Annotated in this window: 14 protein-coding genes; 12 read left to right on the top strand and 2 right to left on the bottom strand. The window is 57.8% G+C overall.

The genetic code is table 11. The features are described 5' to 3' along the window. Window positions 1-79 precede the first annotated feature (79 nt). Both phnY and ACNJYB_RS07815 read left to right on the top strand, forming a co-directional pair. A complete protein-coding gene (gene phnY / locus ACNJYB_RS07820; RefSeq protein WP_439373422.1) occupies window positions 80-1,522 on the top strand; it encodes a phosphonoacetaldehyde dehydrogenase in 1,443 nt (480 codons plus the stop codon). A gap of 227 nt (window positions 1,523-1,749) precedes the next feature. Further along, the gene (locus ACNJYB_RS07815) at window positions 1,750-2,397 is read left to right on the top strand and encodes an FMN-binding negative transcriptional regulator (RefSeq protein ID WP_439373421.1); all 648 of its coding nucleotides are present in this window, start codon (window positions 1,750-1,752) and stop codon (window positions 2,395-2,397) included. A gap of 386 nt (window positions 2,398-2,783) precedes the next feature. On the opposite strand, the gene ACNJYB_RS07810 is transcribed toward ACNJYB_RS07815, so the two are convergent. Beyond that, window positions 2,784-8,000: a Ulp1 family isopeptidase gene (locus tag ACNJYB_RS07810; protein ID WP_439373420.1), complete on the bottom strand. Its 5,217-nt coding sequence runs from the start codon at window positions 7,998-8,000 to the stop codon at window positions 2,784-2,786. A 781-nt stretch (window positions 8,001-8,781) separates the two neighbouring features. Then, on the bottom strand, window positions 8,782-9,678 hold the full coding sequence (locus ACNJYB_RS07805; protein WP_439373419.1) for a LysR family transcriptional regulator: 897 nt from the start codon (window positions 9,676-9,678) through the stop codon (window positions 8,782-8,784). Between the two features lie 869 nt (window positions 9,679-10,547). On the opposite strand from ACNJYB_RS07805, the gene ACNJYB_RS07800 reads away from it, so the two are divergent. The 10 genes from ACNJYB_RS07800 (at window position 10,548) to ACNJYB_RS07755 (ending at window position 21,028) form a co-directional block, all read left to right on the top strand. Then, on the top strand, window positions 10,548-11,720 hold the full coding sequence (locus ACNJYB_RS07800) for a cobalamin-independent methionine synthase II family protein (RefSeq protein WP_439373418.1): 1,173 nt from the start codon (window positions 10,548-10,550) through the stop codon (window positions 11,718-11,720). 27 nt (window positions 11,721-11,747) lie between these two features. Further along, window positions 11,748-12,584 carry a phosphodiesterase gene (locus ACNJYB_RS07795; protein WP_439373417.1) on the top strand — a complete coding sequence of 279 codons (837 nt, stop codon included), beginning with the start codon at window positions 11,748-11,750 and terminating at the stop codon, window positions 12,582-12,584. A gap of 125 nt (window positions 12,585-12,709) precedes the next feature. Then, window positions 12,710-13,945 carry an ABC transporter substrate-binding protein gene (locus ACNJYB_RS07790; RefSeq protein ID WP_439373416.1) on the top strand — a complete coding sequence of 412 codons (1,236 nt, stop codon included), beginning with the start codon at window positions 12,710-12,712 and terminating at the stop codon, window positions 13,943-13,945. A gap of 117 nt (window positions 13,946-14,062) precedes the next feature. Beyond that, the gene (locus ACNJYB_RS07785; protein ID WP_439373415.1) at window positions 14,063-15,298 is read left to right on the top strand and encodes an ABC transporter substrate-binding protein; all 1,236 of its coding nucleotides are present in this window, start codon (window positions 14,063-14,065) and stop codon (window positions 15,296-15,298) included. Between the two features lie 84 nt (window positions 15,299-15,382). Next, window positions 15,383-16,246, top strand: a complete 864-nt coding sequence (locus ACNJYB_RS07780) for a branched-chain amino acid ABC transporter permease (RefSeq protein ID WP_439373414.1) — start codon at window positions 15,383-15,385, stop codon at window positions 16,244-16,246. A gap of 4 nt (window positions 16,247-16,250) precedes the next feature. Next, on the top strand, window positions 16,251-17,267 hold the full coding sequence (locus ACNJYB_RS07775; protein WP_439373413.1) for a branched-chain amino acid ABC transporter permease: 1,017 nt from the start codon (window positions 16,251-16,253) through the stop codon (window positions 17,265-17,267). Further along, entirely contained in the window at window positions 17,264-18,010 is a 747-nt protein-coding gene (locus ACNJYB_RS07770; RefSeq protein WP_439373412.1) for an ATP-binding cassette domain-containing protein, read from the top strand. Before ACNJYB_RS07775 ends, ACNJYB_RS07770 begins: the two co-directional genes overlap by 4 nt. Then, window positions 17,997-18,686: an ATP-binding cassette domain-containing protein gene (locus ACNJYB_RS07765; protein WP_439373411.1), complete on the top strand. Its 690-nt coding sequence runs from the start codon at window positions 17,997-17,999 to the stop codon at window positions 18,684-18,686. The genes ACNJYB_RS07770 and ACNJYB_RS07765 overlap by 14 nt, the downstream gene beginning before the upstream one ends. 141 nt (window positions 18,687-18,827) lie before the next feature. Continuing rightward, the gene (locus tag ACNJYB_RS07760; protein ID WP_439373410.1) at window positions 18,828-19,478 is read left to right on the top strand and encodes a chloramphenicol acetyltransferase; all 651 of its coding nucleotides are present in this window, start codon (window positions 18,828-18,830) and stop codon (window positions 19,476-19,478) included. A 341-nt stretch (window positions 19,479-19,819) separates the two neighbouring features. Then, on the top strand, window positions 19,820-21,028 hold the full coding sequence (locus ACNJYB_RS07755) for a hypothetical protein (protein WP_439373409.1): 1,209 nt from the start codon (window positions 19,820-19,822) through the stop codon (window positions 21,026-21,028). The last annotated feature ends 50 nt before the right edge of the window (window positions 21,029-21,078 follow it).

Raw genomic sequence — 21,078 nt, 5'->3', positions numbered from 1 at the left:
GGCCACGGACCTATGACGAAAGTGACGTTTTGCGGGTTATCGCGATCTCGTTGTTGCCAACGCCTCAGTAGAGTTATACATGTACGATACCGATCAAGACTATCATCCTATGCTTATCGCAGGTGCGCCTGCTCATTCGGACGCGACGATCGACGTGAGGAATCCATTCACCGGAATGTTTCTTGGCAGAGTCCCACAAAGCAGACCGGAACATGCACGCCAAGCATTTGAAGCAGCCGCGCGGAGTCATCCTCGGCTCACACGCCGCGAACGGACGGATATCCTGCTGGGGACGGCAGGCGCGATTAAGAGAGATCAAGATCGGCTTGCTCGGCTTATCACGGCAGAAACAGGTCTGTGCCTGAAGGACTCTTTGCATGAAACCGGCCGCGCATGCGACGTCTGGTCATTTGCTGCCCATACATTGATCCAGAGCGACGGCGAGATTTACCCATCTGATATTGGCGCAACCCCACATGATCGGCGCATTTTCTCCATGCGAACGCCTCTCTTAGGCGCGATCTCAGCTATCACACCGTTTAACCATCCTCTCAATCTCATCAGCCATAAACTGGCGCCGGCGATTGCAACGAACAACCGTGTCGTCTTGAAGCCCTCTGAGCGGGCGCCATTGACCGCACTAGCACTTGGCAAGATTCTCTACGAGCAAGGCCTGCCGGAGGGAATGCTTTCGATCGTGACCGGGGCTCCCGACAAGTTGGGAGACGCGATGTTTACCGATCCGAATGCTGAGCTCGTGACATTTACTGGCTCCGTTCGCGTTGGGCACCATATTGCAGAACGAGCCGGTTACCGGAAGCTCGTCTTGGAGCTTGGTGGCAACGATCCGATCATCGTGCTTGAGGATGCCGATGTCGATCGGGCGGCGTATTTGGCTGTTCAAGGAGCGACCAAGAACTCGGGCCAACGATGTACAGCCGTCAAGCGGGCGTTGGTGGTTGACTCTGTTGCCGACGAATTTGCCGAACGGGCGCTGCATCACATGCGAAAACTCTCGACTGGCGACCCCAGCGATCCATCGGTTGACCTCGGGACCGTCATCAATCGAGAGGCTGCCCAATTGATTGCTCGGCGGGTTTCCGATGCCATCGATGCTGGTGCTACCCTGTTGCTCGGCAACCTGCCTAACGGCGCATCTTATCCGCCCACCCTATTGGATCACGTCTCACCAGCGTCCGAACTTGTTATGGAAGAAACATTCGGCCCGGTGCTGCCGATCATCCGTTGTCCTAACGATGTTGATCAGATCATATCGATCGCGAACGCGACCAAGTTCGGACTTTCTGCCGGAGTGTGCTCGAACCGGCTCGATCATGTGACGAAGCTTATCAACGGTCTCGCCGTAGGTTCCGTGAACGTTTGGGAAGTTCCGGGATACCGCACCGAATTGACCCCATTCGGGGGAATCAAGCAGTCCGGGCTTGGACACAAAGAGGGTGTGCTGGAGGCGATGCGGAGCTTCACGCAGTTGAAGACCTACTCGCTTCCATGGTCAGCCTAGGCGCCAGCGGCTTTCCTGCTCCGCCTGCATCTCATGACGATCTGAGCCAGACTCGGCGGCAGCCCACTGACTTTAAATGAGGGCATCGTGTCGAAACTCAATGATCACCTTCCCACCTCGACACGGGGGGATCGCCATTGGGGAAGAGCAGACAACATGCAGCTGACACTGGTCGTTTCTAGCGGGCAGATTCGGACTAGCCCGCCTTCTAAGAACGGAGACGCACGATGTATATTCCCCCCGCCTTCAAGGACGACGACGTCGAGAGCATTCGGACCACCATCCGCAACGCCCGCTTGGCCAATCTGGTCACTGCCACTACGGACGGGCCGATTGCCACCCCCGTTCCGCTTTTGCTTGATGAGAGCGAGGGCGAACACGGCACGCTGTATGGACACCTCGCGAAGGCTAATCCGCACTGGCGTCTGTCGCCGCTGGGCGAGGCCCTCGCAATTTTCGCGGGCCCTGAGGCCTACGTGACGCCGTCCTGGTACGCGACCAAGCAGGAGACCAACAAGGTCGTGCCGACGTGGAACTACGTCGTCGTCCATGCCTACGGGCCTGTCGAATTCTTTCAGGAGCCGGAACGGCTACTGGGTGCTGTGACGCGCCTGACCAACAAACATGAGAGTGCACGCCCCAAGCCGTGGGCTGTCCCGGATGCGCCCGCGGATTTCATCGCATCCGAGTTGCGCGGCATCGTGGGGATCCGGATGCCGGTCACTCGCTTCGAGGGCAAGCGCAAGATGAGTCAGAACCGTCGGGAGGCGGATCGTGTCGGCGTCGCTACGGGCCTCGCTGTGAGCGAGAGCGCTCGGGATCGCGAGGTCGCTGCTCTCATTCCGCTTCCAGCGGACACGACCGCTGGAAGATGACGTTTTTGACTGAACCGGGGTTCTCAGAGGAGACAATCTCATCGATGACGTGCCCCTGTTCGGAAGATCTTTGTGAACGCGCTCTGGCGAGCGCCTGACCTGGGTGAGGGCGTTCGTGCCATTGCAGACGTGCTTCGGATCAGTCCTTCATGTGAACAAAGTGGAAGCTGAATTGAGATCGGCCGGGCCGAGCTACTGCCGGGCCCGCACCGGGCTGGAGGCGGCCCCAGAGAACATGCGAGAACTTCGCAGCCAGTAGCTGGGAGCCGACATCCGGCACCAGCCCACGGCTCTGCCGCGAGATATACTTGAAGACCCCGAGTGATCGAGGATGGACTGGAGCAACTCCGGCCGCCCGGGTTGATCGTCCATCGGACGTACCGCGGTCAGCCGCTGAGACGGTTTTGCAGTGCCCGCCGATCCGCGACGAGGTTGTCGAGGTTCAGCAGCTCGGGCGGTTGCCCTTGAGCCAATTGGCTAACCAGCTCTCGCGTGCCATCCACCACGTAGACGCCACAATCATAACTGTTCTGCTGCTGGGCCATGCGGGGTCGCTCGAGGCGGGCATGCAGCACTTCTGCGAGCTTTGCTGCATGGGTGTGATTGCGTCCCTCGGCGGAGTCGTAGTGATAGGCAACCGGCCCTTCCGGCGCGTGGCGATCAAGGAGCAGCAGGGACCAATGGCGGCCGCCATCGTCCACATCATCGTTCACTGGCAGAAACAGGAAGCGGGCGGTATCGTTACCATCCTGGTCGTTGACAATCCCCTGCCAGTTTTCCAGGAGAACGTCCTCGTTCAGGGTCCTGCGCAGCACATGGGTTGTCACGGGCTCTACGAACCGAGTCCGGGCCGCCAGATCCGGATTGTCCCTCTGCAAGTGCCGTAGCAGGAGTGCGTAATCCGCCGCGATATGCTCGTCGCCCAGCCATTCCATGTTGCCGAGCACCCGCCCGCGGTGTCCGTGGATCGAGGCTGTCGGATCCCAAGTCCCGACCATAGCATCGGACGGTGTGCGCGGAAATGCATTGTGAGCATCGTCACGCAGCTCGTACGGTGTGGACGGCGACTGCGCGGCGACAGGCAATGATGGCGCGGCTTCCCAGGCCGGCCACAGACTCCAATCAAAGTCAGACGGTATCTGTAGCGACCAGGTTGAGGCGGACCCGGCAGGCTCCTGCCGTGGAGCTTGTTCTACCTCCTGCGTCTGTTCAGGGATGGTCATGCCGTACGATGGGCCCTCTTCCTCTACCACGCAAAGCAGATCCTGATCGTCACCGTCCGGAGGGAGCTCCTCTGGCCAACTGTGCTCAAGAGCGACGCCCTCGACGTTTCGCTGGCGGACTTCGATCGGCGCTATTCCGCGCTCGGACCGGAAGTCCCGGAGACGATCTAGAGCCGTAGGAACGGCTCGCCTCTTAAGACCTTTTTCGAAGTTCGCGGCATCGAGGTCCAGCGAGCCATCATTGAGCCGAGCAGCGATTCCCGACTTGTGGTTTGCAAAAAGCCACTGGCTGAATCTGCGCAGAGGACGAACATATAGGGTTTTAGCCGTAATCGCCTCGTACCCCGCGCCTATCAGTGCAGGCTCGAGACCTGTAATAAGGGAGGCGTCCGCAGAGTAAATGGCAGCGGGAGTGCGTTTGCTCGCTCCGTCCCGGAGATGAGCGAGCGCCGCATTGACAGCTTTATAACCGCCGGCCTTTCTATAGAGGTTGGCATCTTGATCCAGTTCATTGACGGACGTGTCGTTAAGTTGAGCAGCAATGCTGTGTTTCTTGTTCTGATGAAGGTAGCGACTGAAATCGATGAGCAGGCTCGCATAGCTGTTAGCTGTACTTGAAGTACCCTCAGTCGCAGCTTGCATTTTGTACTTCTTGATGAGGTCCGCGTCGTCGGGATAAGGAGACTCGTCAACGGCCCCCACTTGGCTGGCCGAGTGAGTGGTCGTGGCAAGACTTTCCGGACTGAAGATCCTCCGCCTCTTCGCCGGCGCGGAATCCACTGTTCCATGCTCATAGTTGATCATCACCTCTTCGCCTTGCGGAAGGTTGCTTACATCTAGCGCATCCTGACGGTGCTCATGCCGCCAGCTCGGAGGCGGGAAGACCTCGCCAGGGCCGCGAGCCTGGTACCCGCTCGCAGCCAGATCGAGAGACAGCTGGTCGTTATCCTCTGCTGACGGCATCCCTGGCCAGCCTAAGGTTTGCTCAGGAACACTCTGGTCATCCTCCCCGGGAGAGAGCTCCGCTGGCCAGTTAAAAGGCCTCTGGGAGGCGCCCTGTGCCACCGCATTCCTGCCTCGCCCTGTCATTGGAGCGATTCCGCCGGCCGATTTGAACGCCCGGAGATGGTTTAGTGCCAGACCGGCGAAGTACCCACCGCACTTCTCGGCATCCCGGTCGAGCGATTCGCTCTCAAGCTGAGCACTTATTGCTGGTTTCTCGTTGACCAAGAGCCAATGGCTCAGCCTGCGCAGAGCCCGTACATTCTCAACTGCGGTACTCTCCTGGTAACCTGCCGACATCATCGCTTCCTTAAACCCCGAGATGAAAGTCACATCCTCAGGATAGATCGACCGCGTGCTCGCCCCTCGGCCCACACGGAACTGGCGATGAGACTCTGCTGTCATGCTGGCAGGAAACGCGACTGACCCGCCTACAGATTGCGATAAGGTCGCGTATCCATATCCGCCGGCATACATCGTGGGCGGTGCTTCCTGCCAGGCCGGCTCCACTTCATCCGTGAAAGCCTGTGGCGCGCGACCGCCTAAGTTATCGCTCCCGTCGAGCTGGCGCTCAGTGGGAACGGCTTGCGAATCGTCTAAGGCATCCGTTCTCTCCGCCAGCGTTAACCCCACTGTGTCTTGTGTGTCTCGCTCATCGTTAATGAGGACCTCTTCGCGTGATGGCTCCTCGAGTTCGATCGCTCGGGTGCCCGTCGGCGATTCTCGCAGGCGAGACAGTGCGGCACCGATCTTCCGATTGCTGCCGGGCTCCTTCCGATAAGCCGAGACATCTTTATCCAACGATTTGTTCGAAAGCCGCGCAGCAAATCCCGGCTTGTTGCTCCTACGGAGGTAGTCACTGAAACCGGTGAGAGCAGTTGCGTATGTGCTCGTCGTTTTGACGTTCTTGGTGGTGGTTGCTTTGTACTCTTTAATGAGGGCCGCATCATCATCGAAGGGATTCAATCCTGCGCGGCTTGCGATGGGCGTGCCACCGCTTTCGGACTGAGAAGCCCGAAGATGACGTAATGCCGTAAGGATGGACCCGTTCGGAGTCTTGTCGAATGCCTGGGTATCTTCATCCAGTGACTCGTGGTTAAGCCGAGCAGCAATTTCCGGCTTGTTACTTTTAAGGAGCCAACGCCCCAATCTGAGAAGCGCATTGACATTATCCCTGATGGTGCGCGGCTTGAAACCGCGCTTGATGAGTGCTGGCCTTAGTTTATTGATCAGAGATGCGTCTTGGGAATAGAGAGGGTCCCCGATGAGACCGACGAAAGCCCAAGGCGATTGGCCCGGCTGCAGCGCCGACGCGCCGGGCAGCGCTGCGCCGCCTTCCTGCGATTCGGGGGTGTGTTCGCGCCCGCTCGCCTGCATGATGGGGGGCGTCTCCGTTAGTGATGCAGCGAGTTGCGCGGTTAGCTCAAGCGTCGACGACGGGCCGGCTTCGTCCATCATCTCGCAAGCCAAATTCTGATCGTCCCTCTCCGCACGGAGGCTGACAGCTCCCAGCGACGCGCTGTGCTGCGTAGCATCCTCTTCGACCTGTCTCGGCTCTGTCAGGACCACGGCGGGATCAGGACCGGGTGGACTCCAGCGCTCGGGCTCTATCGCTCTGACGCCCAACGACGACTTAAGGAAATGAGCCAGTGCGGTACGGATCTTCCGTTTGCCACCGGAGCCCTTATAGCCCTCGACATCCTTAGGCAATTCATGCAGCGACCTGTCGGAAAGCCGAGCCGCAATGCCCGGTTTGGTTTTGTTCCGCAGATAGTTACTGAAATCGGCAAGCAGAGTTGCATAAGTCTTGGCGGTATCTTGAGTGATCCCTTCCGCAGGCGCTTTTTTGTACTCGTTGATGAGGGTCGCGTCCTCGGGATAAGGATTGAGGACAGCGCGTTTCACGCGCGGCGGGGCAGCGTCTTCCAACCGGGGAGCCTTGAGAAGAGTTAGTGCCGTAACGACGGACGAGGAGCCACAGCTTCTCTCGAACTCTTCGACATCCTGAGTTAGAGAGTCGTCGTGCAGCCGAGCTGCGATGCCCGGCTTATCACTTGCAAAGAGCCAGCGAGCTAAGTTGAGCAACTGCTCTCCATTGGACCCAACGACGGTCTCCTCGAGGCCGAGGATAAGGGATGCGTCATCGGAATAGAGAGGGAGCACGCTGCCATCGACGTAAACCGCAGCTGACCGAGCCGACTGCACTAGCGAGGCGCTCAGCATCGCTCTGCCGTCCTCACCATACGGAGCTGGCGAATTGTCCTGCACGTTCAGTTGCATGATGAGCGGCGCACCCCCGAGCGATGCGCCTACTTGGGTACTCGACTGGAGAGACGACGAGCGGTCCGCTTCGTCCATCACCTCCAAAGAAACATCCCCATCCTGACCTTCCGCACGAAGGACCTCTGGCCAGCTGATACCTACGTCCGGCTGCGTAGCGCCGTCCCCAATGCACGTCGCCTCCGTCAGGACCGCGTCTTCAGAACATGGAGCTGGCGGGATACGGCGCTCGACTTCAATCGCTTGTACGCCCGCTTGGGATTTTCGGAGTCGACCCAATGCGGACACGATTTTCGGGTCATATCCGGGCGTTTTCTTATAGTCGTCGACATCATGGTCCAGCGACTGGTCGGAAAGCCGGCCAGCAATCCTCCGTTTGTTCTTTTCGCGTAGGTAGTCACTGAACCTGGTAAGAGCAGTTGCGTTGTTCTGGCCAGTAGGGGTCCGTGTTTCGTTCTTGTACTGCCTGATGAGGACCGCGTCCTCTGGATAAGGGCTCAACTTAACGACGCCCGCGATCGGCACAACTCCGCCCGCGGACTCGGAGGTGCGAAGATGATCTAGTGCCTTACGGACCTTCTTGGTACCGCCGTTTTTTATGAACTCCTCGACATCAGCCGCCAGCGACTCGTCGTCGAGCCGAGCAGCGATAGTCCCCCTCCTATTTTCAAAGAGCCAGCGGTCGAGAGTGAGAAGATTACTTACATTGTTCTCTGCGGTGCACTTCGCAGCGTTTCCTTTGACGAGGGCTGGCCCAAGTCTCGAAATGATGAGCGCATCTTCGGAATAGACAGGGCGATTGCTGTGACCGACCAAAACCCCAGTTGACTTACTCGGTTGCGCCGAGCCGCCTCCGCCGCCACGATGTGGTGCCGCGCTATCTTGTGCCCCGCTCCGTTGCAAGATGGGCTGAGCCTCCGATGCCGATGCACCCGGTCGATGGATGAGCGGCTGCATCAGCACGCGACCACCTGAATTGCCTATTTCGCTCAGCTGCTGCTCAAAGGCCGTCGCATCCGCGGACTGAACCGGTGAGCTCTCTTGCGCGCCTGCGCTGCCCGATTGTTGACGCACCCGGTTTGTTGATGGGAACTCCATTCGTTCTCGCCTTCAGAATATGGCACAAATTGAAGCCTGGTCTGCCTCGACTCGGCATCGTCGGAACCGGCGGAAAGCTACCGTGAACGTCCCATTCCTCAAGCATCCAACCACGAGCCCCATGTTCTTGCATCCGATCGGCAAGCTATGATTGCCATCTGGACAGCTATGGGCGATAGCTGTCGAGAACCTGACGACGACGCTCTTCCGAGTGCCGCGCCAAGGCAGCATGCGTGCCTCGGAGGTTGGGGGTGAGCAGGTCATACCACACACGGCGTGCGCCGCGGGGGCGTCGCTGGCGAGAAGCTGGCTTTGACCTTATCGCCGAGTTCCTCGTCGCATCTGGCGAGCGGGCGAGCCGATGGCAAGAATAGCCCTCCCGGAGAACGGACCAAGCGATTAGGAGTTCAGGTGGGGCATAGAAGCCTCAAAATCCTCCTGGCGCGATGACTTCAACTTCGCGGTTCGTTCACGCCGTGGAGGGGACAATTCGTTTCCGGGAAAATCGCGCTCGGCAGCACGGTAAGCAAGCGCATTGTCTCTATCAAATATTACCGGGGCTCGTTGCGCCCGTGCCGGACGGCTGAAGGCAGGTACATTGATAGACGAGCGGACCTGGGTCGTAGCCGGATTATATGCCGACCCTGAATTCGATGCGCCGCCAAACTCATTCTGCAGCGGCAGCGCACTTGCTGATGGAGATTTTCCGCTGTCGCACAAGGCTCAGGCAAGTCCTTCGAGCTCCGATGTATTCCACCCTTCGTCAGCAACTCAAATCTATCTAACGACGAAAACTATTTCCTTGGTCTTCTAAAGAGATTTCTACGGTTTCGAAGAACGATTTAACGCATCGTAGGCGTCTTTTATCGGACGTCGTAACTATATACGTTTTGAAATCGATGCTGAGTTCGTCGACTGTTTTATAAACGAGCTCCTCTGCCGGAAACACGCTGTCTTCGAGAAGAATTCCGATGCCAATTCCATGCAGAACAGCCTCCTTCAGAACAGGATAAGTCGCCATTTTGATAACATTAGGCGTGTTTATACTATTCTCAAGACACGCTTTCTCTACTTCGCGGAGCGTCAGCGAACCGTCCTCGGTCAAAATGATTCTTTCTTGTGCAAGTTCAGCAAGAGTGAGCGTCGGTCTAGAGGCAAGTCGGTGCTCTCGCGGCATGAGCGCCATTAGCCGAGTTTTGCTTAGCTCTACGTGGAATAGGTTGGCAATGTCATCAGGCTCAGTGATGATAGCAATATCGACATCCCGCGCTTCAAGTCGTTGCTTAGCAAGCTCCCAGGGCACGAGTGAGAACGTGATTCTTACTGCGGGAAAATGCCGGTTGAACTCGGAAATAATTGGCATCGCCGGACGCGGCGCGTTCGCGATCACGGTTAGATGTCCGGCCGACAGGTCACTGTAGGCATTGATCTTCTCCCCGACGAGCTGCTCAAGGACGCGAACGCGATCAGTTAGCGCAAACAGTTCCTGAGCCGGTTTGGTCGGCTCGAGTCCGCTGCGATGGCGGATAAAGAGTGTCGTCCCCATGTGTTGCTCAAGCTTGGCAAGGTGCTGAGTGACGGCTGATTGGGTGACACCGAGAACAGCTGCCGCTTCTGAAACGCTTCTCTGCCGGAAGACCTCTGTGAAGGCCGCAATCTGGTGAGAACTGATTTTCATGCCTCGACGCCTACTCCTCCTGTTGCCGCGAATGCAATTTCCAACGCGGGTTCAAGGCCTTTCGCGCACCCCTACCTATCCCCGCGAGATCGGACACCGTATGTGCTGGGCCAAAGGTGGCCCTAGCGCCACATGTTCAGGTCATTCAGGCGGACATTCTCAAGCTCCTTCTTGATGTATTTTGATCACCATCACGAGTGACGATCGAAATGGCTTGTCGGCGTGACTGTCCCATATCGCCCTCCCCCACCATGCGCTTCAAGATCGTAGAACGACGAAAGATCCCGCGGCTCCCTCGCAGTAGAGTTCCTACCCCCGTAGTTGAAAATGAACATCAGACAGGGATCTGAAAAGCCACACTTCTGCTGCTTCTAAACACTGCTCGCGAGCTGCTACTATTCTAGAGCATAAGCAAAACATGCCCCCCTGCTCGGCAGGAGACGCGACAAAAAAAACAGCGTTTAATTCCGACTGCGCCCTTTGTGCACCGTTTTCGCGAGGGACCCCTCCAGTATTTAAATAGCTTGTACGACGCATTTTCTCGGCGAACTCTGCCAGATCTGAAATGATTTGCTGCGCATGTTCTGGCTGTTGTGCAGAATAAGGTTGGCGCAGTCGATTTGATGCCAGCCATTTAATTGAAGCAATGCTTCAACCATTAGCAGGACTAATAACAAGACATTTCCGCGTTAATTACGCTTGCTACGCCTCGTCTCCGGAAGCAGGTCGCAAACGGCTGTACTCTCAAGGACCATAGAGAGCGCAATGCTTACGCACGACGAAATCGCGCGTGTCGTGGCCCTCTCCCCATCAGAACGGGAATTGGGGCGCCGTCTGCCGACTTCGCTACGAACGAGTAGGAGAGACGAATGAAAATAAGCAGCGACCGAATCCTCACAACCCATGTCGGCAGTCTACCGCGGCCGCCTGCATTGGAGGAAATGCTCTTGGCGAAGGAGAAAAGCGAACTGGACAGCGACCGCAGTCCGTTGCTGTCGCCAAGCATCAGTTCAGCGGTCCTCGACATCGTAAAAAAGCAATCGCTCATTGGCCTGGCGATTGTCGATGACGGCGAGATGAGCAAATACGCGTATTCGACCTATGCGCGGGAGCGCATGACAGGCCTGACCGGGGTTGATCAGCCACTTGCATTATCGGAGTTGGCGGAGTTTTCGAATTTCGCAAAGAGGGTCAATCTAGATATCAAAACTCCGGCCTGCGTGGGACCCATCGAGTATCAGGGAGAGGCTGCTGTGGCGACAGATATCGCCAATCTCGATGCGGCACTCAATACGGTTTCTGTAGAGGAAGCGTTTATGAACGCCTCCTCTCCGGGCATCATGGCACACTACATGCCGAACAAATATTATCCATCGCAAGAGGCTTATCTCTATGCGTTGGCCGACGCGATGAAGAAGGAATACGACGCTATTGCTGCATCTGGCATCCTTCTGCAGATCGACTGTCCTGATCTGGCGCTTGGACGGCATTTCCGGGCGAAACCGATGGAAGTGGTGGAATTTCGCGAGGAAATTGCCCTTCACGTCGAAGTCCTCAATCATGCGCTCCGCGACATTCCCGCCGATCGTATGCGACTACATCTATGTTGGGGCAATTACGAATCGCCCCACCATCACGATATCGATCTGCATGAGATCTTCGACATCATCATCAAGGCGCGGCCGATGGCACTTCTGCTGGAGGCGGCAAATCCACGTCACTCGCACGAATGGAGCTTCTTCAAGGAGACGCGGCTCCCCGACGACAAAGTCATCGTGCCCGGCGTCATCGACACCTGCACGAACTACATTGAACATCCCGAGGTCGTTGCTCAGCGCATCGAACAATACGCCAATTTGGTCGGGCGGGAACGAGTGATCGCCGGCACCGACTGCGGCTTTGCCAGCTTTGCAACTTTCCACACTGTCGATCCCGACATCGCCTGGCGCAAGCTCGAATCACTTGTGCAAGGCGCCGAGATTGCATCTCGCCGGCTCTGGACGGCGAATTCCAGGTCGACCGCTAAGGCCGTCGCCTCCTGACACCTAATCAGTCTGCAGATAGCTGAGATGAAAATCATTCAAATCACCGACCTTCACCTGGTCCCGCCTGGCGATCGTCTCTTCGACAACGACCCGGGTGAGCGCCTAAAGGCCTGCTTCGCAGATGTCGCCAAGCACCATGCAGATGCAGAACTTTGCGTCATCACTGGCGATCTCGCTCACCACGGCGAGCGAGACGCCTATGTTCGTTTGCGTGAAGCGCTTCAGGTGCTGCCGATGCCGGTGCAGCTGCTCATGGGAAACCATGACGATCGCGCTAGTTTCCACACTGTATTTCCCGACGCCCCCCTCGATGATTTCGGCTTCGTCCAATCAGCGCTCGACACGCCGGCCGGGCGCTTTCTTTTCCTCGATACGAAGCGCTCCGACAGCCATGCGGGCCTCTATTGTAAAGACCGACAGACGTGGCTACGCGCTCGTTTGGAGGAGGCGCAAGGCCGGCCAATCTATCTGTTCATGCATCACCCGCCGCTGCAGGTTCACTTCCGGCCCGCGGACGACATCATGCTCGACCACGGGGCAGCATTCGGAAAGATCCTTGAGGGACATCCCATCCGTCATTTGTTCTTCGGGCATGTGCATCGTCCAATCGCCGGAAGCTGGCAGAACATTCCCTTTTCCACCTTGCGAGGGCTCAATCATCAATTGTGGCTCGATTTCAATCACAAGCGAGGGATTCCCTGCAGCATGGAGCCGCCGGCCTATGCCATCGCATTCCTGAACCCGGATGCCGTGGTGATCCACACCCACGACTTTCTCGATGCAAGCGCAAAATACCTGTACGAGCCGGACCTACCCGTCGAGAGGCAAGTCGTTCCAATGGCACGACGAGCGCAATCCTAAATCCGCCCCCGGCGAGGCGGCTCCTCGCCGGCCATTTCACGCCTTGCCGTCCGTCGTCTGGCCCCGGCGGAAGCGGTTGTTCGCGCCATTGGGCTCTTATTTTCAGGACTCGAAGGAGCATTCACATGCATTTGTCACGCCGTACGTTTCTCCAGTCTTCTGCGGCGGTCTCGGCTGCGGCCGTGGTCGGCTCACTTGCCAGCTCGGCGTCCGCAGCATCGGACACCGTCACCATTGCCTCAGTCTACGATCTGTCCGGACCATTCGACGTGTACGGCGCTCCGTCCAACATGTGCACGGAATTCGCCGTAAAGGAGTTGAACAAAGCAGGAGGGCTACTTGGCAAGCAGGTCGTCCTGAAGGCGTATGACTGCCAGTCGGACATCAACAAGGGGCCCCAATACGCGCAGCAAGCGGCGCTCAAGGACAAGGCGGTCATGGCCGTGGGCGCCCTGACGGGAGCTGCCCGGGAGGCAACCCGGCCGGTCCTGCGCAAGTACAAGGTGCCCTACTTCTATGGTTCGATCTATGAGGGCGGTGCCTGCGAGCAGAACATCTTTTGCTGCAACACTGAAGGCAACCAGCAGGTCGTTCCACTGCTCGAGTGGTCGTTCAAAAATCTCGGCAAGAAGCTCTATTACATCGCCTCCGACTACAACGCGCCGCGCACCTTCGGCGCCTGGAACCACCTGATGGCCAGGCGCGAAGGCGGTGAGGTGCTGGCCGACGATTACTATCCGCTCGACGTAACGGACTTTACCGCCGCAATCGCCAAGATTCAGGCGGCAAAGCCGGATTTCATTCACTCATGTCTCGTTGGTGGCCCCTCGATGTCTTTCTACCGGCAGTGGGCTGCAGCGGGGATGCTGAAGAAGATCCCGATTGTGTCGATCATTTTCGGTGGCGGGCAGGAGCACGAGATCTTGGCGCCTGAAGAGACGAACGGGATCTATGCGGCGTACAACTATTTCCAGGAGCTCGATACGCTACAAAATAAGGCCTTCCTGGCGCGCTTCGCCGAGGCGATGGGGCAGAATCACTCCTACATCAATGGCGAGGCGATCGGTGGCTACAACACCGTCATGTTGTGGGCCGAAGCTGTCAAGCGCGCGAACAGCTTCGAGCGCGATGCGGTTATGAAGGCCTGGGAAAGCGGGATCACCTGGGAAGGGCCCGGCGGAAAAATGGTCACAGACGGGCGGACGCACCACACGACCCAAGACGTGCGTATCATCAGGGTCGAAAATCGCGTCTGGAGCCTTGTTGCAACCAAAGAGCAGATCCAGCCGGACAGCTATGGCGGCAGGTGCGACGTGTTCGCCCATCCGAACCAGACGGAATTCCTTATGCCGCAGATCTAGCAAATCGAGCTCGCGGCGCCGCATTTTTCCAAGCGGCGCCTAGGCCTGATGCCTGTGTCTCACACAACCCGAAGGGAGAGCATTGCTCTTTTGCCGGGCCGCCGAAGGAGAATTCTCGTGAAATTGTCCCGTCGTACGTTTCTTGGCGCTTCCACCGCGCTTTCCGCTGCGTCCATCGCCGGATCATTTTCCAAACGCGCCTGGGCCGCGGCAGATACCGTCGCTATCGCCTCACTGCACGATTTGTCGGGGCCTCTCGATATCTACGGTGTGCCATCGAATTTGTGCATGAGGGTCGCCGTCGAGGAGATCAATGCCGCCGGCGGTCTGCTCGGCAAGAAGGTCGAGCTCAGGGTCTATGACGGGCAGTCCAATATCAACAAGTACCCGCAATATGCGCAGAAGGCGGCGCTGAATGATCGGGTCGTCATGGTGCAGGGAGCACTTAGCGGCGCCGCGCGCGAGGCCACGCGCCCCGTCTTACGCAAGCACAAGATACCCTTCATCTATGGCTCCTTTTATGAAGGCGAGCTTTGCGAGAAGAACACGTTCTGCGTCAACACGGGTGGCAACCAACAAGTCGTTCCGCTACTCGAATGGTCATTCAAGAATCTCGGCAAGAAGCTCTACTATATCGCGTCGGACTATAACGCCCCCCGCAACTTCGGCATCTGGAATCACGTGATGGCCAAGCGCGAAGGCGGCCAAGTCGTAGCCGACGACTACTACCCGCTGGATGTGACGGATTTCACCGCGGCCATCGCAAAAATCCAGGCCGCGAAGCCAGATATCGTCCATTCCTGCCTCGTTGGCGGCCCGGCCATGTCGTTCTATCGGCAGTGGGCAGCGGCTGGAATGCTGAACAAGATTCCGATCATCTCAATCGTGTTTGCCGCAGGCAACGAGCACGAGGTTCTTGCTCCAGAAGAAACCGACGGCGTGATCGTCGCCTACAACTACTTCCAGGAACTCGATACGACGAGGAACAAGGAATTCCTGGCGAAGGTCGAAGCCGTCGCCGGCAAGAACCATCCCTATATCAACGGCGAGGTGTTCGGCGGCTATAGCGGTGTCATGCTCTGGGCCGAAGCCGTCAAGCGTGCCGGCAGCTTCGAGCGGGAGGCGGTTCTGGCTGCCCTCGAAGGCGGTATCCGCTGGGACGGTCCGGCCGGGATCATGACCACGGACGGCCCCACCCACAACACGACCCAAGACGTTCACATCATCAAGGTCAAGAATCGCGGCTGGAGCCTGATCGAGAAAAAGGAGCAGATTCCGCCGGATACATATGGCGGCAAATGCAACGTCTTCACCAATCCCAATCAGACCGATTTTCTGATGCCGCAGATCTAGGTGGGCCGGCGCTCGCGGCACCGCATTTTACGCGGCGCCGCAGCCCGATTCGCCTGTCTCCGTTTTCACGAGCCGAGATGAATTATGGATCAATTCGTCGTATTGTGCTTCGCGGTGGTTAATTCCATTGCGCTTCTCGCCCTGATCAGCTTGGGGCTTTCGATCATTTTCGGCATGATGCGGGTGATCAACTTCGCCCATGGCGAGTTCATCATGCTCGGCGGATACGCCACTGTGATCGCCAATCATGCCGGCCTCAATCTTTGGCTTTCTATGATGGTTGTCGCCCCCATAACCGTCGGCCTGATCGGCGCTTTGGTAGAGCGCCTCATTATTCGCCGGCTCTACGGGCATCTGGTGACGACGATGCTGGCGACCTGGGGGCTCAGCCTGTTCTTAATTGGCGCGGTGACCGCCATATTTGGTAATACAACGATGGGCGTGAGCTCGCCGCTGGGCAATATTCCGATTGGTGTCTATTCCATCGGTGCTTACCAACTCGTCTTGATCGCGATCACAGCTCTGCTCGTTCTATGTTCTCTCCTGGCATTGCACTGGACGAAATACGGTCTGATCGCACGGGCTGCGATGCAGAACTCGGAGATGGCCGCGACCCTCGGGGTCGATTGTGATCGCGTCTATGCTGTCACCTTCATTATCGGCGCCGCAATCAGCGGCTTGGCCGGCGCGCTGCTTGCGCCGATATCCGGTGTCCTTCCGCACATGGGCGCGGCCTACGTTGCACGCGCCTTTGTCACCGTGATCAGCGGTGGTGGCGCCCTGATTACCGGTTTCCTGTCGGCTGCAACGATCCTCGGGCCAGTTGAGGCGTTGCTTTCCTATTTCGCGACACCGGTCGTCGGTCAGGCCTCGCTGTTGCTTTTGGCCGTGATCATCCTGCGCCTGTTTCCGACGGGCGTCTCCAGCTTTTGGACCGGAGGGAGATAGAATCATGCTGCGCCAACTCAGATATGCTTTGTTTCCGGCCGCTCTCGTGCTGTTCGCGATCCTTGGGCCGTTCATTCTCGAGCCGTTCGACCTCGTCAATCTGTCCGCGTTTTCGGCCATGGCGATTGCAGCTCTCGGTCTCGCCTTCGTCTGGGGGACACTCGGGATCCTGAACCTCGGACATTCGGTTTTTTTCGGTCTGGGAGCCTACGCCTATGCCATCGCCGTCTCCAACGTCGGCGACAGTACGATTGCGGTCTTGGTTGGGACCGTACTTCCGGTCGTATTCTCTCTAGTCCTTGGCTACTTTCTGTTCTTCAGCCGTCTGGGGGACGTCTATCTCGGCGTCATTACACTCTGCGTGACGCTGATTTTCTATTCCTTCATGACCTCAACGGCCGATCCCTGGTTTCACATCGGTCCGGTGCCGCTCGGTGGTTTCAATGGCATCACGGCAGTACCATCGCTCAATATCCCGGGTGATGCGCAGGGATTTCTGTCGACCGAGGCAACGTTCTCGATCTGCCTGATGGCGCTCGCCGGCATTTACATCCTGCTCTCGTTCCTGCGTACGAGCGATGCCGGCCGGATCATGACCGCGATCCGCGAAAGCGAGTTGCGAAGCGAGCTTCTTGGCTACGACATCCGATTCTATAAGCTCGTTGGCTTTGCCATAAGTGCTGCCATTGCGGGCCTTGGCGGGGCGCTTTACACAGCAGTGATGGGTTTCGTCAGCCCGAACGTCTTCGATCTCCCACAAGCTTCGCAATTCGTTCTGTGGGTGATTGCCGGGGGACTCGGGACCTTCGTCGGGCCGGTCGTAGCAAGCGTCGCTTTCCAGCTTCTCAGCAGCCACCTCGGCGCCAACGCGGTTCTCAATACCGAGCTTATTTTCGGCGCGACGATCATGCTGTTCGTCCTGCTGGCGCCGCAGGGCCTGCTGCCGATGATTCTAAAGCTGTCGAATCTGAGCTTCCCCAACCGTTTCGGCAGCTTGCGGCGGAAGGAGAAACCGGCATGAGCGGCAGGCCAATTCTCGCAACGCGAGGTCTCGTTAAGCGTTTCGGCGGCGTTGCAGCGGTTGACGGCGTCGACCTGGATGTGGCGGCCGGTGAAATCCGCTGCCTGATCGGCCCAAACGGCGCCGGCAAGAGTACGCTGTTCAAATGCCTGACCCATCAGCACCAACCGACCAGCGGCCACGTTCTTTTCGAGGGCCGAGACCTACAGGGGCTGGCGACCCATCATATTGCGCGCCTGGGGATTGCCATCAAGAACCAGATCCCCAGCGTTTACGCCAACTTAGACGCTCGGGAGAATATCCGCATTGCGGCGCTGCGTAGACGCCTTGCGAAGCGGGAGCTGGACAGGGTCGTTGATCTGGTGCTGGCCGAGATCGGCTTCGACTCGCGTCTTGCCAGCCAGCCGGCGGTTACGCTGTCGCACGCTCATCGCCAGTGGTGCGAGCTCGGCATGCTGCTCGCGAGCGATCCCCGTCTTGCGCTGCTCGACGAGCCAACCTCCGGCATGACGCGCGAGGAGATGCTAAGGACCGTCGATATCATCAAACGTCTCAACACCCGCGCAACGGTGATCGTGGTCGAGCACGACCTGGAGTTCATCGCCCGTCTCGCACAAAGAGTTACCGTCTTGCACAGAGGAAAAGTTCTGGTTGAGGACACCATGGACAAGATCGAGGCAAACGAGACTGTTCGAGACATCTATCTCGGCCGCAAGAAGGAGACCATTCATGCTGAAAGGTGAACGGTTGGTCTCAGGATATGGCAGGACACAGGTGCTGCGCAGCTTAAGCTTTGATCTCGGCGCTCAGGAGATCCTGGGGATCATCGGCATCAATGGTATGGGCAAGACCAGCTTGCTCAAGACTGTCATGGGTTTGTTGCCGATCGAAGGTGGCCGGATCGTGCTGGACGGGGTTGCCATCGAAACTCTGCCTGCCCATCAGCGCAGTCGTCTGGGCTTCAATTACACGCCGCAAGGCGGTGCGGGTTTTCCCTGCCTGACCGTCAAGGAGAACTTGCTGCTCGCGGGCATGATGCCGGGTGTCAGCAAGGCAAAGCCGCTTGCCGAAATATTGTGTCTCTTTCCAAGGCTTGAAAAGCTTCTCTCTCGCCCCAGCGCTGCGTTGAGCGGCGGCGAGCGGCAGTTGCTTGCCCTGGCACGCGCCATGGTTCGCTCGCCCCGGCTTCTTCTGCTCGATGAACTGACAGAGGGCATTCAGCCTTCGATCACCGACGAAATCGCCGAATGCCTGTTATCCATTCATCGGTTGGAAAAGACTGCCATGATCATTGCCGATCAGGATCTCAGTTTCGTAGCCTCGCTGGTCGGCCGAGCGCTTGTCGTCCAGAAAGGACAGATCGTGGCGGAGCGCAATCCGACTGAACTCCTCGCCGATAGTGTCTTCGACAGGGACTGAGCTCATGCCGGCCCTGCGCCCCAGCGATGCTGGAGGTCACAGTGTCCTGCTGTCCAGATTTCGCAAGGCAGCCTCTATCAGTCCGAAAATCACGATCAATCGGTTCAAGACCAGTGCCCACCGTTCATTTGCAGAGCAGCTATGACCCCTAAAAGCCTCTCAGTCCAACCGACCATCCATCCCGCCGCGCAGCTGCACGATACAAAACTCGGCGCATACTGCGAGATCGGTGCGCGCACGATCTTGCGAGAAGTGACGATGGGTGATTATTCCTACGTCGAAAACGACTCCCAAATCACCTACACAACGATCGGAAAATTCTGCTCGATTGCGGCAATGACCCGCATCAACCCTGGCAACCATCCGATGCACCGCGCGAGCCAATCGCATTTCACGTATCGGGCGAGCGCCTATTTTCCCGGTGAGAGTGACGAGGCAGAATTCTTCGATTGGCGGAGGGAGCATCAGGTCCACATCGGTCACGATGTGTGGATCGGTCACGGCTCAATCGTACTTCCAGGCCGCAACATCGGTACCGGTGCCGTGGTCGCAGGCGGTGCAATCGTTACCAAAGACGTGCCGGCCTACGCAATCGTAGCGGGCAATCCAGCCCGCCTCGTCAGGCCGAGGTTCTCGGACGACATCGCCGGGCGGCTCACCAAGCTTGCCTGGTGGGACTGGGATCACGAATGCTTGCATGCGGCGCTGGCAGATTTCCGCAAGCTAACGATTGAAGATTTCCTAAGCAAGTACGAAGCGGTCGACCCTGCCAGGTTGGATTCTCCGCGTTGATCGGTTCGAGCAAACTGGCTTTTGGTTATCAAAGGCTCGCGGCTTGTTCCCTTTGGCCGCTCTCGCAACCGCTCACCGAGATGGGGATCCCGTTTCGGTCCCGATTGCGTCGCTAAGATCAGTTAGCTCCCGCTTGGCGGAAGAAATGAGCGCACTTCTCCAGTCGCGCACTCCGGAAGCCAAGCGCGACCTTTGGGACCCTTAGTCAGAAATGTGAAGCTTACAGGCCGGCCACGAAGCAGATGTCGAGCTCGTCCGAAAGATCTGATCACGCTCATTGGTCTCGTGCGGGCTGAGCCGTGCATTGGCTACGGCTACGCCGCGAATGAAACATTACCATCATGAAGGAAGAGACTGACGTGTTGTCCGTTGCACAGTTTGCGAACGCTGAGATTCAAGCGACTGAAGAAACTGAACCCGCAAAGAACTTTCGATTTTATGACAATCGACAAAAGTACCTGATGTTTGTCAATACGTGCAGCGAGAAGCGCGTCGTATCGGAACGAATAGCACTCGAACTCGATCGGATTCGTCCGCGTCCGCCTGCTGTACGGGTCTTTGATGCGGGTGTTGGCGATGGGACGGTTCTGGCCCGCGTGCTGCGATCAATGCATCGGCGCTACGAGCATTTGCCATTTTACGTCGTCGGCAAAGAGATCAGTCTTGAAGACATTCGCCTGACGCTCGAGAAGCTGCCTGACCGGTTCCACGAGCACCCGGCGACAGTCATCGTTCTGACCAACCTTTACTATCACGAAGCCCCATATCTTTCGGCAAGCTCGGCATCATCCGCATCCAGCCTCATCTGGCATGAAGTGGCGCTGAGCGGGCGGACGGCGGCCGAGTACGAGCGCCAGATCAATGATCTTGAGCCGTTCCTAGCTCAGCATTGGAGGGCCAGCGTAAGCAAAAGATCCGGCAATCCGATCTACGAGCGCCCGGTCGTTCTGGTGCTGTATCTGCAAAGCTGCCGGTTCCTGTTGGACCAAATCATTCCCAGACAAGGCGCGATCAGGGCGGACTACGATCTTGTCATCGCTTCGCAGCCCTATCGGGCACGGGCCTCGGCGGAGTTCAAGGCAAAAAAGGTCGTTGCGCCATTGGCGCTCGCGCTTGCTCCGGGAGGTCGATTGGTAGGCATTCATTCGTGCGGCGGGGATCCAGGTCTGGAGCTCATTCAGACCGTGTGGCCCAAGGAAGAACCCTTCGCAAACGGTCGACGAGATATACTGCGCGAAACCATGCTCGCCATGGGGCAGGAGGCGCGTCAGTACAGCTTCAATGCGCTGAGCGATGAGCAGTCAAAATTCAAGTATGTGATGTATACGTTGCCCAACGAAATTGACGCGGAGGCCACATCCATCGGTACGTCGACCCTGTTTGCAGCCTGGAATAATGCAAACTACGTGGCACAGATTGAGGACGAGCGACTGGCCCGGGCGATGACGGACGATCGGTACCTGGCATGCACTAAGGAGATCCTGCGCAAGCACAATGGACTATGGTTCTGGGACGAATCTTACGTCATCTCCCGAAACCACGAGCCATGATAGTTCGCTCCTCCGCTTCGGCGCGGGACCTTCGCACGCTTCCAACCTCA

Origin of the sequence: Bradyrhizobium sp. SMVTL-02, from assembly GCF_051853005.1 — a bacterium.
In the GTDB taxonomy this organism is placed as follows: domain Bacteria; phylum Pseudomonadota; class Alphaproteobacteria; order Rhizobiales; family Xanthobacteraceae; genus Bradyrhizobium.
Note: the sequence above shows the minus strand (reverse complement) of the source record. Positions and strands in the feature narration are given on the sequence as shown.

Coding starts and splice junctions, on each gene's coding strand:
- phnY (WP_439373422.1), top strand. CDS start 80: ATGTACGATACCGATCAAGACTATCATCCTATGCTTATCGCAGGTGCG.
- ACNJYB_RS07815 (WP_439373421.1), top strand. CDS start 1,750: ATGTATATTCCCCCCGCCTTCAAGGACGACGACGTCGAGAGCATTCGG.
- ACNJYB_RS07810 (WP_439373420.1), bottom strand. CDS start 8,000: ATGGAGTTCCCATCAACAAACCGGGTGCGTCAACAATCGGGCAGCGCA.
- ACNJYB_RS07805 (WP_439373419.1), bottom strand. CDS start 9,678: ATGAAAATCAGTTCTCACCAGATTGCGGCCTTCACAGAGGTCTTCCGG.
- ACNJYB_RS07800 (WP_439373418.1), top strand. CDS start 10,548: ATGAAAATAAGCAGCGACCGAATCCTCACAACCCATGTCGGCAGTCTA.
- ACNJYB_RS07795 (WP_439373417.1), top strand. CDS start 11,748: ATGAAAATCATTCAAATCACCGACCTTCACCTGGTCCCGCCTGGCGAT.
- ACNJYB_RS07790 (WP_439373416.1), top strand. CDS start 12,710: ATGCATTTGTCACGCCGTACGTTTCTCCAGTCTTCTGCGGCGGTCTCG.
- ACNJYB_RS07780 (WP_439373414.1), top strand. CDS start 15,383: ATGGATCAATTCGTCGTATTGTGCTTCGCGGTGGTTAATTCCATTGCG.
- ACNJYB_RS07775 (WP_439373413.1), top strand. CDS start 16,251: ATGCTGCGCCAACTCAGATATGCTTTGTTTCCGGCCGCTCTCGTGCTG.
- ACNJYB_RS07770 (WP_439373412.1), top strand. CDS start 17,264: ATGAGCGGCAGGCCAATTCTCGCAACGCGAGGTCTCGTTAAGCGTTTC.
- ACNJYB_RS07765 (WP_439373411.1), top strand. CDS start 17,997: ATGCTGAAAGGTGAACGGTTGGTCTCAGGATATGGCAGGACACAGGTG.
- ACNJYB_RS07760 (WP_439373410.1), top strand. CDS start 18,828: ATGACCCCTAAAAGCCTCTCAGTCCAACCGACCATCCATCCCGCCGCG.
- ACNJYB_RS07755 (WP_439373409.1), top strand. CDS start 19,820: ATGAAGGAAGAGACTGACGTGTTGTCCGTTGCACAGTTTGCGAACGCT.